Consider the following 18,872-nt stretch of genomic DNA (forward strand, 5'->3'; position numbering starts at 1 on the left):
CCAAATTAGGCAGCATGGTTAATACCCGCCCCTGCAGGCCCAATTGCATACTTTGCACTTTAGGCCCGGCCTGCTGGCTGGTTTGCGCCATTTTGGCGGCCTGCGCGTCTTTAAGCTGCACTTTGGCAGTGTCGCTCATTTGTGCCTGATCGACCGTGGCCTGTGCTTGCTGCTGATTGGCAAGCAGTGCCGTGCTTTGCACTGAAACAGGGCCCATCGCAGCCAGTTGCTCGGCAGTTGGTGCGTTGTTTTCTGCAGCAAACCTAGCACGCTTTGCATCCGACATCTGCGCCTGCTCGGCTGCAGTTTGGGCCATCCCTTTAGCGCCACTCAGTGTGGCCTGCTCAGCCTGCTGCATTTGTGCCGATGACTGCTGCACCAGCGAAGCCACATTCGCCCCGTTTAATTGCGCGTGGCTAATATCGGCCATCTGCGCCTGATTTGCCTGCTGGCGGGCAGCGTCTACCACTTGGCCGCTCTGCTGCTGGCTAGCAGCAGAGCTTGCCGATTTATCAGCCGCATGCTTGCCTGCATCAACTAGGCCCAGCTTGTCTTTTACAATACCCGCGCCTGAAAGCCCTTCATAAGTGACGGTCATTAAGGGGATAGATACGGTTTGGGGCGGCAGGGTCAGTGCTTGCCAGTTACCGCCATTTACCCCCACCGAGCCGGTCAGCTCTTCGGTGCGAGTGCCCTGCTGTTTGCTGACATTATTGATATTTTTTACATCGCCCAGCAGCAGGCCACCTGCCACCAAAGCACTATCTTGGTTATTAATGGCCGAACCAAGCAAAGTCATATTGCCACCGGCAATAATTTTGCCGGGCGCAGATTTTTCTACCGTGCTTTGGGTGACTGTTTTGGAGTCGAAGCGGTAGGTATTCCAATTGCCATAGGTACGGGAATCGAGGTCGGCGTTGAATGCTTGTAGCTTAGCCGTAAGGGCAGACTCATCTTGAGGGTTAACACCAAACTTAGCCCATACTGGATCTGAAGCCTCGTAGCTAAAGCTACTACCCGGTTCACAATTTGAATTGGCCGAGCAATGTCTTGGGATAAAGTAAGGTACGCTATATGCCTGAAATCCAAAAATATCTTCTGGATAAACAGCACTAGGTTTTACCAAACCACCCTTTCCAAAATAAACACTAGAAGCACTTTCACGAAAGAAAATTTCCCCTCTGTACTTTAATACACCTTCATCATACCTTTTCCCAGACCCATCAATAATTTCAACCTGATTAAATGCTACTTTTTCACTCGTCGTTTTTTGCTTTATATCCAAATAAATATTTTTATTCTCAACCGTATTAGCTGAAATCAAAAGATTATTAGCAATATCAATTCGGCTGGATTCATTATTCAGCACGCCCATCTGGCCTTGGGCGTTGCCTGCGGCATCTAAGCCACCACCAATCGATGCATTCCCTAGGCTAAAGATCAGCGCGCCATCCTGATTGCCCGTGGCATTAATATTATTTAATGTTGCAGCGCCCAGCTGTAGATCTGCACGCGCAGCAATCACGCCTGTATCACGGTTATTAATTGTGTTTGCGCCAATAGATAGCTTATCGCCGTAAATGCGGCTGGTGTTATTAATTGTGCCCGCATCAATACGCACTGCCGAGCCATCAATTAAGCCATCCCCGCTATTATCCAGCTGGCCACTTGCATTGATGCGGGTAGTTTCTAAGCTGCTGATTTCACCACGATTATCCAGATTACCCGTGGCAATCGTGGTTTGGTGATTACTAATTAATTTGCCCTGATTCACTAAATGAGTGCTGCTTAAGGATAAATCACCTTTGGCTTGTAATACGCCCTGATGCGTGTAATCACCATTAATTGTCAGTGATAAATCAGCGCCCACTGCAATACTGCCGTCCAGATTATCGAGGCTATTGCTATTGATATTTGCGCCTGCACTGGTTTCAACAATACCTTTGCCATTATTAAACTGCGTAACAGCCAATGCCAGATTACCAGCGTCAATCCGGCCATTTTTATTATCTAATGCGGAGGCCTTAATTGTTGCTGTACCGCCAATATTTAACCTTCCTTGGTTTGCAAACGCCCCAGATAGATTAATATCCGCGTTACCCAAAGCCGTTAAAGCGCCTTGAGTGTTATTCAGGCTTTGTGCCTTAATATTCAGTGCCGATTTACTTTCCAGCAAACCTAATAAATTATTAAAATCTCCGCTCAGATTGATATTCTGGCTTTGGCCGCTAAATATATAACCTGCGGTATTCACTAAGCTGGCGGCATCCAATTGCAGATTACCCCCAGCAATCAGCCCTTGCTTTCCACGCAAATCGGCTTGATCGAAATGACTTTGAGTGTTGATAAAGTCATGACCCTGAGTATTGATTGTGATGTTCGATCCAGCCTGAATCAGCCCACTTTGGTTTAATACGCGACCAGTGTTTGCGCTGATACTCTCCACCGCAATGATCTGGCCTTGGCTATTATCCAAGTCTGCCGTATTGAGCTGGATATTTTTTGCTGCTAATAGGCCGGTCTGGCTATTATTCAACGTGCCGGTCTGTATTTTTAGCAAGCCCGTATCTGCTTGAATCTTGCCATTCTGATTGTTTAAATTATGGCTGCTTAAATCAATATCACCCGTGGTAGAGGCAATCACACCGCCACTGTTTAATAATCCATGCGCAATAAGCGCCAGCTGATCTTTAGCGAGGATACGGCCATTGCTATTATCCAGCGCGGCGCTGCTTAAATTGAGCGCGCCATTTTTAGCTAATAGCGATCCGCCTGTATTACTCAGCGCATAGCCTTGGGTATTGATCGCTAATGATGTTTCACTACTGATCTCCCCCCCATCATTTTTAATGACTTGAGACAGGAGCGTAGTGCCTGCTGCACTGCTAATTAACCCGCCTTGATTATTTAAATCTGCACTTGTAATCGCGGCGCGGCCTGCTGTACTGGCGATTTTTCCTTGCTTGTTATCAAGTGCACCAGTTTGCAGGTTTACATTTTGCCCAGCCAATAAGTTGCCGCCTTGATTGCTCAGGCTTTGGCTGCTGATATCGAGTTGCTGCTGGCTTTGAATACTGCCCTTATTGTTATCAAGGCTATTTTTTGCTTTTAATTCCAGAGCTGCGGCTTGAATCTGGCCGGATTGATTTTGCACATTATCGGCATTAATTGTCAGTGCACTTTGGCTTTGCAACTGGCCAGACTGGTTATTCAGCAGGCCGGTATTCAGCGTTTGCGCTGCTTTGCTGTAAATTTGCCCGCTGCTATTGTCCAGCTCGCCGGTGTTTACCGTGAGCGTGCCGCCAGAGATTAAGCCGCCATCGGCTGCGCTATGGGTGTTTTGGAGTTTTGCAACATCCAGCTGGGCGGTTTTGCCCGCTTGAATTAAGCCTGCATCGCTGATGAGATTGCCCGCGTTAATCTTTAGCGCGTCTTGCGCAATCAACTGGCCACGGCTGTTGTCGACATTGGCCGCGTTTAAGCCAATATTTTGCCCGGCAAGTAGGCCGTGATTATCCAGTTGCCCGCTCTGAATATCCAGCGCCAGCTTGGCTTGCAGCTTGCCTGTGTTATTTAAAACCTGGCCGTGGGTATCCACGCTGGCATTGCCTTCTACCGAGGCAATCGTGCCGCTGCTGCGAACCGCCTGGCTGCTGATGTGTAAATCTTGCTGCGCCAGAATGCGGCCATCGGCATTGGCTAGTTCACCTGTTGCCAGCTGCATTTTGCCGTTGGAGAGCACCGCCCCGCCGTTGCTAAATACTTGGCCGTGCGTGTCGATAGCCAAATCCGCTGCGCTGTTGATTTCACCCGCTTTATTGCTCAGCGCTTGGCTGCTGATTTGTGTGCCGGTGTCGCCGCTGATTAAACCTGCATCGTTGTTTAATGCGGCGCTTCTGAGCGTAGTTTGGCCTGCAGTGCTGGCGATTTTTCCTTGGCTGTTATCTAGCGCACCGGTTTGCAGATTAAGGTTTTGCCCTGCCAATAAGTTGCCGCCCTGATTACTCAGGCTTTGGCTGCTGATATCCAGCTGCTGCTGGCTTTGAATACTGCCCTTGGTGTTATCAAGACCATGTTTTGCTTTTAATTCCAGCGCTGCGGCTTGAATCTGGCCGGATTGATTGCGCACATCATCAGCGTTAATCGTCAGTGCGCCCTGGCTTTGCAGCTGGCCAGCCTGGTTATTCAGCAGCGTGGTATTCAGCGTTTGCGCTGCTTTGCTGTAAATTTGCCCGCTGCTATTGTCCAGCTCGCCCGTGTTTACCGTGAGCGTGCCGCCAGAGATTAAGCCGCCATCGGCTGCGCTATGGGTGTTCTGGAGTTTTGCTACATCTAGCTGGGCGGTTTTGCCCGCTTGAATTAAGCCTGCATCGCTGATCAGCAAACCGGCTTTAATGGCAAGTACGTCTTGCGCAATCAGCTGGCCGCGGCTGTTATCAATATTGGCCGTATTCAAGCCAATATTTTGCCCAGCGAGTAAACCGTGGTTATCTAGTGCCCCGCTCTGAATATCCAGCGCCAGCTTGGCTTGCAGTTTGCCTGTGTTACTTAAAGCTTGACCATGCGTATCCACGCTGGCACTGCCTTCTACCGAGGCAATCGTGCCGCTGCTGCTGATCGCCTGGCTGCTGATGTGTAAATCTTGCTGCGCCAGAATGCGGCCATCGGCGTTGGCTAGTTCACCTGTTGCCAGCTGCATTTTGCCGTTGGAGAGCACAGCACCGCCGTTGCTAAATACTTGGCCGTGCGTGTCGATATTCAAATCGGCCGCGCTATTGATTTCACCCGCTTTATTGCTCAGTGCTTGGCTGCTGATTTGAGTGCCGGTGGCGCCGCTAATTAAACCTGCATCGTTGTTTAATGCGGCACTGGTCAACTTAGTTTGGCCTGCGGTGCTGGCGATTTTGCCTTGGCTGTTATCCAGTGCACCTGTTTGCAGGCTTACATTTTTCCCAGCCAATAAGCTGCCGCCTTGATTACTCAAGCTTTGGCTACTGATATCAAGCTGCTGCTGGCTCTGGATACTGCCCTTGTTGTTATCAACCGTATTTTTTGCAGCCAGTACCAGCGTTGCAGCTTGAATCTGGCCAGATTGATTAAGCACATTATCGGCATTGATCGTTAGTAGCCCTTGGCTTTGCAACTGACCGGACTGGTTATTCAGCAAGCTAGCATTCAGCGTTTGCGCCGCTTTGCTGTAAATCTGCCCGCTGCTATTGTCCAGCTCGCTAGCGTTTACCGTGAGCGTGCCGCCGACGATCACGCCGCCTTCTTTGCTGCTATGGGTGTTTTGTAACTTGCCGACATCCAGCTGAGCATTAGCCCCCGCTTGAATCAAGCCTGCATCGCTCAGTAATTCACCAGCGTTGATTTTGAGTGCATCAAGCGCAATCAGTTGGCCCTGGCTGTTGTCGATGTTTTGGCTATTGATGGTCAATATTTGGCCTGCCAGCAGGCCGTGGTTATCCAGCTTGCCACTTTCTAAATCTAAAACTTGCCTAGCTTGCAACTTGCCATCTTGATTACTTAAAGCATTGCCGTGCGTATCAATGCGCATTGCGCCTTCTACCGACGCAATCGTGCCTTGGGTATTGCTGATCTCTTGGCTATTAAGCTGCAAGTTTTGCTGCGCCTGAATGCGGCCCTGTGCATTATCCAGAGCGGCGATATCGAGCTGCATTTTCCCTTGCGCCAAAATACTGCCAGCCATATTGCTCAGCGCCTGCCCGTGAGTATTTAGGCTAACGTCGGCGGCGCTGCTGATTTCCCCGCCCTTATTGCTCACAGCCTGGCTGCTAATGACTGTACCGGTGGCGCTACTAATCAGCCCCTTATCATTACTTAGCGCATCAGCATTCAGCGTGACTTTGCCTGCGGTACTGGCGATTTTCCCTTGGCTGTTATCAAACGCGGCGGTGTTTAAAAGCAGATTCTGCCCAGATAAAACGCTGCCTCCCTGATTGAGCAGCTGCTGGCTTTCAATTTGCAGCTTTTGCACGCCTTGCAAAGTGCCAAGGCGATTGTCCAACTGGTTGGGTGTTTTAATCGTCAGATCATCCGCCTGAATACGGCCAGACTGGTTATCTATTTTTTGCGCATTTAATGTAAGGGCAGATTGGCTTTGTAGCTGGCCATCCTGATTATTCAGCTGCTGCACATTTAAGACTTGCGCCAGATTGCTATGAATAAGGCCGCTGCGATTATCCAGATCGTCCGCATTCAGCGTCAGCTGGCCACCCACCAACACGCCGCCTTCTTTACCGCTGTGGGTATTGGTGAAGTTTTGCATATCAAGCTGCGCATTGCCGCCCGCTTGAATCAGGCCAGCATCACTGAGCACATCACCCGCTTTAATTTTCAAAGCATCTTGGGCGATTAACTGGCCATGGCTGTTATCCACGGCAAGGCTATCTATGGCGATGCTAGAGCCTGCCAGCAGGCCCTGATTCAGTAGCTTAGCGACGCGCACATCCAGTAATTGCTTGGCTTGCAGCTTGCCAGTGTTGCTTAAAACTTGTCCATGCGTATCAAGGCTTAATACCCCTTCTACCGATGCAATCGTGCCCTGTGCATTGCTTAGTGCGGCGCTATCAATCTGCATATTTTGCTGAGCAAGCACGCGGCCCTGTGCGTTATCCAGTGTGCCCGTTGCCAGCTGCATCTTGCCTTGCGCCAGCATACTGCCGCCCATATTGCTTAACTTTTGGCCGTGCGTATCGATATTTAGATCGGCCGTGCTGCTGATTTCCCCGCCCTGATTGCTCAGCGCTTGGCTGCTTACTACCGTGCCTGTGGCGCTAGTGATTAAGCCTTGCTCATTATTAATTGCGGCGGTATTAAGCGTTGTTTTAGCGCCAGCACTGGCGATTTTTCCTTGGCTGTTATCCAAAGCAGCCGTTTTTATTTGCAGCGCTTGCCCAGCCAGCAGGCTGCCTTTTTGATTGTTTAAATCGCTACTGGCAATGTCTAATCGCTGCTGACTTTGAATCAAGCCGCTGCTGTTATCAATGGCGTTTTTGGCGTGCAGGGTAAGCGCTGCAGCTTGAATTCGCCCGCCTTGATTGGCAACTGCATCGGCAGCAATCGTCAAATCTGTCTGGCTTTGCAGCTGCCCATCCTGATTATTCAACTGCTGTACATTCAAGCTTTGTGCTTGATTGCTATGGATAAAGCCGCTGTTATTGTTCAGCTCGCTGGCATTAATGGCCAAGCTAGCACCCACAATCAAGCCACCGTCTTTTTTACTATGGGTATTTTGAAGTTTGTCCAGATCAAGCAGTGCATTGCCACCGGCTTGAATCAAGCCTGCATCGCTAACTAAATCTTTTGCTTTAATCTGCAAGCCATCTTGTGCGATCAGCCTGCCTTGGCTGTTATCGATATTGGCCGCACTAATATCCAACGTTTGCCCAGCCAACAGGCCGTGATTATCCAGCTTGCCGCTACTTAAAGTGAGCGCTTGTTTGGCTTGCAATAGGCCGGTATTACTTAAGGTTTGGCCGTGGGTATCAACCGCAAGCGCGCCCTCTACTGTGGCCAGCGTACCCTGGGTATTGCTCAGTCCTTGTGTATTTAATTGCAGATCATGCTGCGCAATAATACGGCCCTGTGCATTATCCAAGGCCGCCGTTTTAAGCTGCATTGTGTCTTGGGCAAGGATGGCACCGCCCAGATTGCTAAGATCCTTAGCATCAATATTTAAATTGGCAGCGCTGCTGATTTCGCCAGCCTGATTACTTAAGGCAAGGCTTTGAACTTGCAAGCCTGTTGCGGCACTAATCAGGCCGGATGTATTGCTTAAAACACCCGTATCTATCGTTGTTTTCGCCGCAATACTGGCGATTTTGCCCTGCTCATTATTTAGGGATGAGCTGTGCAAAATCAGGGCTTTACCGGCAAGCAAATTCCCCTGCTTATTTACTAAGGCCTGGCTATTTATTTGCAATTGCTGCTGGCTTTGCACCGAGCCGCCGCTATTATCCAGCAGCCCTTTAGATTGCAAACTGACATCCAGCGACTGCATATTGCCACTATTAATAATACGGCCCGCACTAAGCTGCAGCTTTTGCTCGCTCAGCCAATCCCCGCCTGTACTGCTGATTAAATCACCGACTTCTGCGCTTAATAGATCTTTGCTGGCTATTTTGCTTTGGCTCGTCGTCAAGTTATTAGCCTGAATACTTAAACTGCCTTGGCTAATCAGCTGACTATGATCGAGGGAGATGTTGCTAGCGCTTATTTTGCTGGACTGCTGGCTTTGCCATTGGCTGTTCGCCACAGTTAATGGCCCAGTGATCTTGGCCTCCAGCTTGCCCATACTAGCAAATACGCTGCGATCTGCATTCAAATTAGCGATATTCAATACCGTATCTGCACCGCTACTTAAATGCGTATCTGCAAGATTAACTTTGCCCGCTTTTAAATCCAGCTTGCCCTGCGCTTGCCATACGCCGCCCTGATCCTGCCATTGCCCTGCCGTAAAGCCCACATTAGCGGCGCTATATACAGAGCCACTATTTGAAGCCTCACCAGCAATACTCAGGGTCAGCGGCCCTTGGCCCTGCTGAATAATCGAGCCGGTGTTATTTAAGCTGGCAGCATTAAGCAGCAAAGCGCCCGCGCCTATCGTACTCACCGTGCCAGACTGATCGAGCTTGCCAGCGGCCTGCACAGTAAGTACTGCTTCAGATTGCGTTTGCCCTGTTAATGAAACCTGTTTGCTGCCTGTAATGGATAAATCTTGCTTGGCATAGCTGTCTTTCAGGGTGATATCGCCATTGCTGCTGAGCTGTAAAGTGCCTGTCAGTGCCGCTATCCGCCCTGTGCTGTTTACCCCTAGGCCCTGCTCGGTGGCGACCAAATACACTTGATTGGCATACATGCCCCCTAGGCTTTTGATATCCACCGCAAAACGCGGGGCTTCGCCTGATCCACCCAAGGAAGTGCTTTGCAAAGTGCCATATAAAACCTGATTGGCACCGGTAATACTATTTAAGCTTTGCGCCCAAACTTCACCCTCCAAGACCAAGCCGCGCGCCAATAAATCCAGTTGGCTTAATTGGCTGCCATTTAGGCCAGACTGGCCAATAGTGATAACGCCTTGGCTTACGTTCAGAGAGTGCAATCGCCCTTGCTCAAACTGCGGTGCACCGGTTGTGAGTGTTACGCGATTGGTATTGATAAATCCGCAAGCATCACAAAGCAAGCCATTTGGGTTAGCAATCACAATATCTGCACGCCGCCCGGCGACTTCCATTGTGCCGCGCAGTTGCGAGGCATTTGTTCCCACCACCTCATTTAAAATAATTCGGGCAGGGGTAATACCCAGCTGTGGATTCGCCGTAATCCAGCCGCCTAATTGCGTTTGAACATTGCTATTGCTGTTATTTAAAATCAGGCCATTTTTATTAACATTAAAATCTTTAAATTGATTATGCGAAACACCGCCCACCGATGGCGGCGCTATATGCACAATCGGCACGCCATTGGCTGCTGCATCTAGAATCGGCCTAACACCGGCTGGGCCTGCAGGTGTGATGGGTAAATCTTGAGCCTGCACCCCGCCCATCAGCGCCAAAGCAAGCGCCAAACTCGTACGCCAGCCTTTAAGCAATCCTCCACCTTGCGTAAGCGGTACCGAAGCATTGCCCGCCCCACCTTCACCACTAGCGCACTTTCCCTGACGGTGCGAGGTTTCAGCAACGGCCATTAATAAGCCACGGTGAGCATTAAAAACAAGGCGGTAACGATTCTGGTTCATGGTGTAGGGCTCAAAATTAAAATGCTTTAGACGCCACAGGCAACAGGCGTGGCACTGACACGCCCGCTATTCACAGGCTTGTATTCAAACAGAGGAAATTAAAACGATAAGGTGACGGAGCCGTACCAAATATAGGGGTCGGCATTCATCCCTTCGGGCTGATGCAAGGGCGAGGCCGCGCTTAAATCAAACTGCGCTTTTTTCCATTGCCCACGTAAGCCTAAAGCAGTACCGGCCAATTTATGCCCAGTCAGCATTACATCACTGGGGCCCCATACCCGGCCAAAGTCTAGGCCCCAATAGGCTTGCAATCCCAAGCCTTCAGACATTGGAAGCGAGGTGCTGAATTCATTACGCAGGTAGTAGCCGTTTTCTGCCATCAGCACAGTATCACCATCAAAACCGCGCACACTGCTGCGCCCGCCAATGGCGATTTGCTCATTTGATAGCGTGGTGTTTGGGGTAGATTGCCCATGAAAATTAAAATTGTATTGCACGGCTTGGGCCGAAATCTGGAAAGGGACAGCCACGCCAAAATCCAGCGTGGTAATGCTTGGGCGCAGCGTTAAACCGTTAGACATTTCAGCTGGATAATCATCTTCTGCCTCATACCAGCCACGGCCACTTTTATAATTTAAGCCCAGATCAAAACTGGCAGAGCCGACTAACTGGCGATAATTCATCCCAAACTCTTGCTGGGTGGTACGGCGGCGCTGCACCAGCAGCTCCACATCATCTAAATAACTATTCGAGCGGCGCGAGCTCAGTGCCGTCGAAACAGAAAACCGCGCTGAACTGGTACGCAGCAGCTGATATTGCCAGCGCAAATCAGCGCTTTCGCTTTCGCCGCTGGATAAAAAGCGCGCCGTCGTACCCGCCACCCATTGGGCGAATTTGCTGCTGCTATATGAGCTTGAAAAAGTATGGTTGCCCCATGGAATGCTGTAATTTGCCGAAACCGACTGACTTTGATGATCGTTATCCGGGTTTTCAGCATTCGTATTAAAAGACAGATTCAAAATATCATTCAGCCCCAGCGCATTATCCAAAGCCAAATAACTGGATAGCTGTGTGCGGCCTAATGATGGCGAGCCACTATTATCCAGCGTGATGCCCCCGCGCAAGCGCTGCAATAAATCGCCACTTTGGCGGTCAATAAAAACCACGCTGGTATCTGGCTCTGTACCTGGCTCTAGGCGAGTGACAACATGCTGGCTGGGCAAGCGGTTCATTTGCTCTACGCCTTGCTCCAAATTATGCACATTCAATACATCACCCGCACTCATTAGCGGCCAGCTTGGAAACGCATTCACCCAAGTGCCCCAGCGCGTATCGTCTTTTCCTTCATCCTGCATCCGCACTCCGGCAATTCGCCCTAAGTGCAATTGCAAATTCAGCTCCCCACTCCCCATGTTTTGCGGCGGAACCACCACGCGTGAAGTTGCCAAACCCATGCGAAGCAGTTCAGCATCTGCCGCAGCAGCAATCTGACTTAAACCATTAACACCCGCGCACTGCCCCGTAAAAACACTGAAGACCTGCTGATGAAGAGACTGTAATAACCAATCAGGCAAAGGCAGCCGTGAGGCAGGTGCGAAAACATTAATCCTCTTAAGTACAAAACAAGGCTGCTCTATTGGTAAAACAGAAGGCAAGGTAGGCAGAACTGTTGCTTTTAATTCATCTGCACTGGGTTTAAGTGTTTGATTTAGATCGCGGATTCTGTCTTCTTGGCGACGCAGAGTATCCTGAACGCTCTGACCAGCAGGCTGCTGCGAGAAGTTATCAGCAAGAATAAAGGGGGAAACTAAACTAGTAGACAGGCATAAAACACGGGTAAAGGGGAGCATAAGAGACACTAGTAAGTTATTTTAAACACATGCTCAGCAATTTAGTACGTAAGCATAATTACTTAATAATATTCCAACCTTGCTAATGCAGTAAACGAACACACAGAAAAAACAACAAAAAGACAGGAAAAAATATTCACACAGTAAATAAGTTGCAAATTTAATAAACATTAAAAACAAGTCGGCACAAGCAAAACAATGTAAGCAACTGACTTTAAAAGAAACTCATCCTTTAAACTTGAATAACACATAGCGCTTTGTAAATAAAAATACTGACGCACATATTTCACCCTATAATATTCAACCTGAAAATAGCTTACAATAAATCCAGCCCACCATCTTATCCAGCGACTCTTCTATGAAAAAAATCCAGACAAAATGGCTCCTTGCGGGGGCTTTAGGGGGGCTGACGGTGGCGGGCGCTTTTTGGGCTTTGAAGCCGACTGTAGAAATCCCACCCAAACTGGATACACCGATTATTGCCCTGCCCGCAGGATTGGCTGCGCCGGATCTGGTGGTGGCGACGCCGAATCTAGCTTCTTTACCTGCCGCGCTGCTTAAAGTGCCGTTTTTTAAGCAGGTATTCACCGAAGATGCGGTGGATTATTACGAGCACCATCCTGACAAACTGGGACTAGAAGGCGCTTTGCGGCGAATTGCTTTTGAGCATGAGCTTAATCTACAAGATCACTTTATCCATGCGCTCTTATCCGAGCCTGCCGAAATGGCGATGTGGAAAAGCGATGATGGCCGCCCAGGGCACTGGGTGCTGCGCATTAAAAAAAACAATTTTGCCAGCCTACTGAGCTGGGTTGCCAAAGCTGCACTGAGCGACACGCAGCTGAGTGTGGATGGCAGCATCAATAAAACACCGCTGTATAAGCTGCAATTTGGTGGCGACGATGCGCTGTGGTTTTTTAGCCAGAATAATAAGCTGGTGGTGCTTTCAGATAAAAGCTGGCTTGAAGGCAAACAAGCTGCGGCATGGACTAAGTTACTGACTAAACTAACAACCGACACGCCCAACCCTTTACTGCAACATTACGGCGTACAGGCTGCCAGCAGCGGCCATACTGTGGTGGCGAATATGCGCTACCTGTCTTTTGGCTATCAAAGCCTCTTTGCCAATGTGAAAGCATTGCGTATGGATGTAGCGGCCGTCGATGAGAAAAACGGCTGGTTCAGCCATGTTCTGCTGAATAAGCAAACCCACTGGGATGGGATGCCCTTGTGGCAATCAGCCCCCGATGGCGCGGCGCTTTGCCTTTCTGCCCCTGTAGACTGGAAAACGCTCGCTCCTGTCAGCAAAAAAGCCAATATCCCCGCCGATTGGCTGGCGCAGCTAGAGCCTGCAGCAGGTGTGTGCTGGTATCCAGATTCATCGCTATACAGCCCCTTACTGCTGGCGCAAACCAAAAAACCAGAGCAATTTGCCAAGCATGCACCACAGCTATTCGATTGGCTGATTGGGGCCAGCGAAGCAAGCTTACGTGATGAGGAACACGCTCGCCTGCCGGTCAGAAAAAGCAAGAAGGATAGTGGCTTGCTGCTGCAACGCGCCGTTAGCGCCAATGATGGCAACCTAAGCAAAGATGCCAAGGATGCCGCGCCTAGCGCAGATAAAATCACGTCTGGCCGCTACTTTGATGTCAGCATGGCGCAATCTGGCGCATCAATTGTGTTCTCTCCCGATCGCAAGCTCGTCACCACCGCGATGGATGTACAAAAGAAACGCTATGCAGCGCTGGCAGACCGAATGGAAGGCCCAAAGCAAGGCTATATCGCCCCCGAAGCGCTTTCGCAGCTATTACAAAAAGCCACGATGGCCACCTTACCCGGCGAATCTCAGCCACTGATGCAAAGCGCGGCGGTGACTTATCTATTACCGCATCTCAAAGCCATCGGCGAGTTCCCTGCCACTGGCCTGCAGCTGAGCCCGAGTGCAGATCAGCGTAAAGACCAGCACTGGGAAAGGCTGGAATGGCGCAAGCCCCAGTAATTGATCTACAACGTTAAACCCATAGCGGCGCTGCTTGCCGCGCCCCTATGACCTTAAATATTAATAAACAGCGCTACACACTTACAGCACAGGCCCAATATTGAGCAAGTATTTCCTCATCGTCACGCTGCTTTTCCTTACCGCAACCAGCCACGCCACCGAGCTAAATCCCGCGCAAACACAGGCGTTCAGGGGCTGGTTTGTGCGGATTGTGAATGAGCAGCTGCGTCAGGGGCCTAATCCGCGTTGGCAGCACCGAGATTGCGCGGGGCTGGTGCGCTTTGCTGTGGCAGAAGCTTTGCAAAAGCACGATGCAGCATGGCTGCAGCGCAATGGCATCAGCCGAGCAGGCCTGCCGCCGGAGGTGGATTTAGCACCAGAGCGCCGTGAAGCGATACGGCATAACTGGAAGCTGGCCAATGGCAAGCAAGCGGCCTATGTACCCGCGTTTGGGCTGGTGCAGAACAATGCACGCCTGATCAGCAAGGATATTAATCATGCTGAGCCTGGTGATTTACTGTTTTTTGACCAGGGGGACGATCAGCATCTGATGGTCTGGACGGGTCGTTATATTGCCTATCACACCGGTACGGTCAGCCCCAAAGATACGGGGCTAAGAGCCGTAAGAATCGATCAATTAATGCAATGGAAAGACACGCGATGGCAGCCACGCAAAGACAATCCCAATTTTATCGGCATCTATCGCTTGGCTTTCTTGCCCTCTGGCTATTAATTAGCCCAAGCTTTGCCGCCGATTACGCCATTAAGGGCAGCACCTTTTATCTACTTTCTGATAGCGGCTTTGCCAGCACAGAAACCGCTACCGTGCGCCTAGAGGCCAGCACTTACGACGCCCAAACTTACGGCGGCGTGGATATTCTGGTTTATCGCGTACCCAAGCCGCTAGATTTTTTAAAGCAGCAGAAAGACCCGCATAAGCTGAACTTAAAAGGCAACTATCAGGGCGAAGGCGCGGTCAATGCGCTGCGCTATCTGTGGGATCAGTGGTATGCCCGCTCGCGCTTGGCTTGGCAGCGAGTTTTTTCTGCGCCCGCCCGTGGCGTAGTCACCCATATTGCACCGGTATTAAAAACCCCGCCGCCCACCACCACCCGCTATACCGCAGCCCGCCAGTACCAGCCCTTAAAAGGCTTTGAGCTGGTGGATGAGTTTCGCTACCCGCTACAAAGCGCCAAGCCCGAAGCCCCCAATGCAAGACTAGAAGGCAGCAGCAGCGAGCGCGGTGTGACACCTGGCAATGTACGCGTGCCACTGGGTAAACTCAAACCTGGCCTTTATATTGTGGAAGGCTATATGGGCAGCTACCGCGCTGCCACCTTACTGTTCGTGGCCGATACCGCGCTTTTTACCAAGGTTTCTGCCGAACAAATGCTGGCATGGACGGCACACAAACAAACGGGGGCCGCCGTCGCAGATAGCGAGCTAGTCTGGAGCGACGGCAACGGCAGCTTAAAATCGGGTGATAGCGATAAAGAAGGCATCGCCATTTTCAAGAAAACCTCGCCCGAGCAAAGCTACGTTTACGGCATCGACCCACAGGGTGGCGCCATGATCTCGGAAAGCTTTTATTACCCTGCCGAGGTCAACAACAGCAAGCTGTATATCTCCACCGACCACCCCCTCTACCGCCCTGGCGACACGGTGAATATTGCGTTAGTTGGCAGGGAATTCACCAGCGCCCGCGAGCATAGCCGCCTTAAAAGCGAAACCGTGCAACTGATGCTGCGCGATCCGGCGGGCACCGAGCTATCCCGTCAAGAGATCAAGATCAGCGCCGACGGGGCCACCACCCACTTTACCCTGCCCGATAATGCCGTGGCAGGCGGCTATGATTTGCGGCTGGTTTATCAAAACACGCCTTATGCCGCGCCGTTTCGCGTGGCCGAATATACCAAGCCGCATTACGACATCAGCATTGATTTAGACAAAGCGGCACTCAAAACTGGCGAAGAAGTCAGCGGTAAAGTCAGCATGCGCTACCCCGACGGCCGCCCCGTGGCCGGTGCATCGGTGGAGCTGGTGCTGCGCAGCCAGCGCGTTTCCATGGTGAATGACGAAGTGCAATACCAAGGCTTGTTTCCACTTAAGCTTAGGCAAGACACGCTTAAGCTAGATGCCAGCGGCAATGCGCGTTTTAGCCTACCCGCCGCCACCGATCCTAGCCGCTATGTATTACGAGTAATCGGCAGCCAATCCGGCGCTTACCCCGTCACCGCCAGCCGCGAAGTACTGATCGACAGCGCCGCCAGCCGCTACCGTCTAAACCCCGACACACAATTTGCCTCAGTAGGCGAAACGGCGCGCTTTAAAATCATCAGCGATTGGCCAGGCAGCAACAAACCCGCCAGCTGGAGCGCCCAGCGCTTGGAAGACCGCAGCATTCAAAAAGGCAATGTAGCGGGCGCAGAGCTGGCGATTCAGTTTAAGCAGGCAGGTAATTATCAGATTCGCCTGCTCGACGCTGCTGGCAAGGAACTAGGGCAAACGCCTTTTATTGTCAGTGGCAAGGGCTTAAATGTCGCGCCTGGCTCGATCTCTCTATTGTTTGATAAAGAAAACTATCAGCTTGGCGAAACCGCATCAGGCATGCTGACTTTTCCTGAAGACGTCAGCGATGCGCTACTCACCCTTGAGCTAGAAAACGTGCAGGAGCAAGCTACGCTGGCCAAGGGCGCTAGCTGGCTTAAGCTGGCTAAAATCAGCGCCCGCCAGTGGCAAATCAGCTTGCCAATAGAAAAAGATTACCGCCCAAATATGACTTTCTCGGTGCTGTACGTAAAGCACGGCAGTCATAGCTTTCAGAACCGTGGCTTAGCGGTGATTCAGCCCAAGATTGATGTCAGCATCAAGGCGGATAAAAAAGAATACCAACCTGGCGATCTGGTGACCTTGGAGCTAAGCAGCAGTGTGGCGGGCAAAGGCGCGAGCGCGCAGCTTAGCCTTGGTGTGGTTGATGAAATGGTTTATCTCTTACAGCCCGAAATCACCCCAGATATCTACGACTTTTTCTACCACGCCCGCCGCAATGCGGTGCGCACCAGTGCCAGCTTAAATTTCTATGGCTACGATATGGCTTGGTCGCCACGCGCAGCTGGCAGCGACGAAATGCGCTACAGCTCCCGCTCGCAAAAAATGCTGGTGCGCCCACGCCGCGACAATATGGATACCGCCTACTGGAATGGCGCGCTTAAAACCGATGCCAATGGCAAACTCAAAATCCAGTTCCGCATGCCCGATGCGCTTAGCCGCTGGCGCATCACCGCCCGCGCCATCGATAACGACGGCATCGTTGGCCAAAAAACTCACTATATCAACTCGAATAAAGCCGCCTATGTGCAATGGGCAGCGACCAGAATTTTCCGCGAGGGCGATACGCCAAGCTTACAAGTAGCCATCACTCAGCAAGCAGAAAAAGCGCAGTATCAACTGGTAGTACGCGCGGGCAATGCCACGCAAAAAGAGCAGACACTCAATCTTGCCAAAGGCACAAATTATGTGGCGATTGAACCTGGCCCGCTGCAAAACGGCCAGTTGATTGTGGAGCTAAAACAAGGCGGCAAGCTGATTGATAGGTTAATTACCGATCTATCACTACGGCCCACGCAAGATTTACAAACCATAAGCCAAAGCATTAGCCTGCAAGATGGTAAGGCCGAAATCAGCCTACCTGTGGATGCACAAAATGTGCGCTTACAGCTACTGGATAGTGGCGACGCGGCTTTTCGCAGCGTGATCGATGATTTAATTGCCTACCCTTACGGCTGCGTAGAGCAAACCGCCAGCCGCTTATTGCCACTGGCAATGGCTTACCAAAAGCTGGCCGACGCACCAGCGCCCATGCGTGAAGCACTGCGCCAGCGCATCGAAACGGCCCGCTTACGCTTACTAAAAATGAGCGATGCTGGTGCAGTATTTAGCTGGTGGGGCGATAGCACAGCGGCCGACCCGCTGCTATCCGCTTACGCCCGTCTTGCCGAACAAACCGCCAGCCGCGCACTGGGCCTCAGCCCTAGACTGAGCAATTCAAAATCATTCCAAGCGCTTTACGCCAAAAGCGTGGCCACTATGCCGCCGCTGCATCAGGCGCTCACACTATGGATGGCAGCTGCCAGCGGTGAAGCCACCAAAACCCAGCTATCTGGCCTTGTGGATCAGTTAGTCCAGTTAACGAAATCGCCGAAGCAAGCGACTGGCAGCGTCAATATCATGAACGAGCCAGACTCGGCGCTGGGGCAGCAAGCCGCGCTGGTATTGCTTAGTAAGCTAGCCAGCCAGCAAAAAATTGCACTACCGGATGGCATCAAAGCCGCAGCCAAGGCCGCTACCACCACTCTGCAACAAAGGCCAGAGCCTTGGCTACAAGCCTTAGTCGCATGGAGCAGTGGCGATAAAACCAACACGCCGCGCCTGTTAGCGGCGCTCAGCCAAAACAGCCCTACGCTGGAAAGATCGCTGGCGCTACTTTGGTTACAGGACGAATGGAAAACCGCCAAAGCCAGCACACTGGCTCCAGATGGCAGCTGGCGTAAGCAAACCGGCAGCAGCGGCGGTATTGAATGGCTACTCAAGGGCAAGGCTGGTGAAAAACTGCCGCTACAAATCGCCAAAGCGCCTAAGGAGTTGGCGGCCACGCTTAAATACGAAAGCGTAGTTAAAACCGCCAGCACACTAGGTGTCAGCATTCATCGCCAGCTGTATGTTTTAGTCCCCACCGCAGATGCGGGCTTTAGCGCTAAGGCCGTGGAGTGGGGCAGCAAGCTCGCCACGGATAAATTGTATGTGGACGAAATTGTGCTGGATGCTAAAAAAACCTATCGCTATGGCTTACTAGAAGCCGCCCTGCCACCCGGCGCGGTGGTTGAAGAGCAGCACTGGGGCCTAAAAATCGACAATCTGTCGGGCCAAAATCAATACGAGGATGAAGAAGGCAAGGAGCAAAGCACGCTGCCCGTGCAGGCCATGCAGCAAAAAGCCCTCGGCTACGCCATGCCCGTGCCCAAGCTAGAAGGCAAAACAGTGATGCGGCAAATTGTGCGCTTCACCCAAGCCGGACGCTTCACCCTGCCGCCAGCCCGCTATTTCCGCATGTATCAGCCAGAAGAAACCGCGCAGGAAGAAGGCGCGACAAGGGTGGTGGAGATTCGATAATGAATGGCTATTTTTGGGGAAGGTATCTTAGGGTGGGCACGCCCTTGTGCCCACGCATCAGCAGAGTGTACCCGCGCGTTAGCCATGCGTACCC

At 51.3% G+C, this 18,872-nt stretch carries 5 protein-coding genes; 3 read left to right on the forward strand and 2 right to left on the reverse strand.

What is annotated here, in order from left to right:
- Positions 1–9,760 (reverse strand): filamentous hemagglutinin N-terminal domain-containing protein (locus Q0R17_RS16755; RefSeq protein WP_293936984.1); only part of this gene is annotated, 9,760 nt, incomplete at its 3' end.
- A 98-nt stretch (positions 9,761–9,858) separates the two neighbouring features.
- Positions 9,859–11,610 carry a ShlB/FhaC/HecB family hemolysin secretion/activation protein gene (locus tag Q0R17_RS16760; RefSeq protein ID WP_293936987.1) on the reverse strand — a complete coding sequence of 584 codons (1,752 nt, stop codon included), beginning with the start codon at positions 11,608–11,610 and terminating at the stop codon, positions 9,859–9,861.
- Positions 11,611–11,968: 358 nt separating this feature from the next.
- Between Q0R17_RS16760 and Q0R17_RS16765 the strand changes: the two genes are divergently transcribed.
- The 3 genes from Q0R17_RS16765 to Q0R17_RS16775 all read left to right on the forward strand — a co-directional run bounded on the left by Q0R17_RS16765 (position 11,969) and on the right by Q0R17_RS16775 (position 18,778).
- The gene (locus tag Q0R17_RS16765; RefSeq protein ID WP_293936990.1) at positions 11,969–13,609 is read left to right on the forward strand and encodes a DUF2138 domain-containing protein; all 1,641 of its coding nucleotides are present in this window, start codon (positions 11,969–11,971) and stop codon (positions 13,607–13,609) included.
- A 100-nt stretch (positions 13,610–13,709) separates the two neighbouring features.
- On the forward strand, positions 13,710–14,342 hold the full coding sequence (locus Q0R17_RS16770) for a DUF1175 domain-containing protein (RefSeq protein WP_293936992.1): 633 nt from the start codon (positions 13,710–13,712) through the stop codon (positions 14,340–14,342).
- Entirely contained in the window at positions 14,270–18,778 is a 4,509-nt protein-coding gene (locus tag Q0R17_RS16775; RefSeq protein ID WP_293936994.1) for an alpha-2-macroglobulin, read from the forward strand. The genes Q0R17_RS16770 and Q0R17_RS16775 overlap by 73 nt, the downstream gene beginning before the upstream one ends.
- The last annotated feature ends 94 nt before the right edge of the window (positions 18,779–18,872 follow it).

The organism is Iodobacter sp. (genome assembly GCF_025352645.1).
Classification (GTDB): Bacteria; Pseudomonadota; Gammaproteobacteria; order Burkholderiales; family Chitinibacteraceae; genus Iodobacter.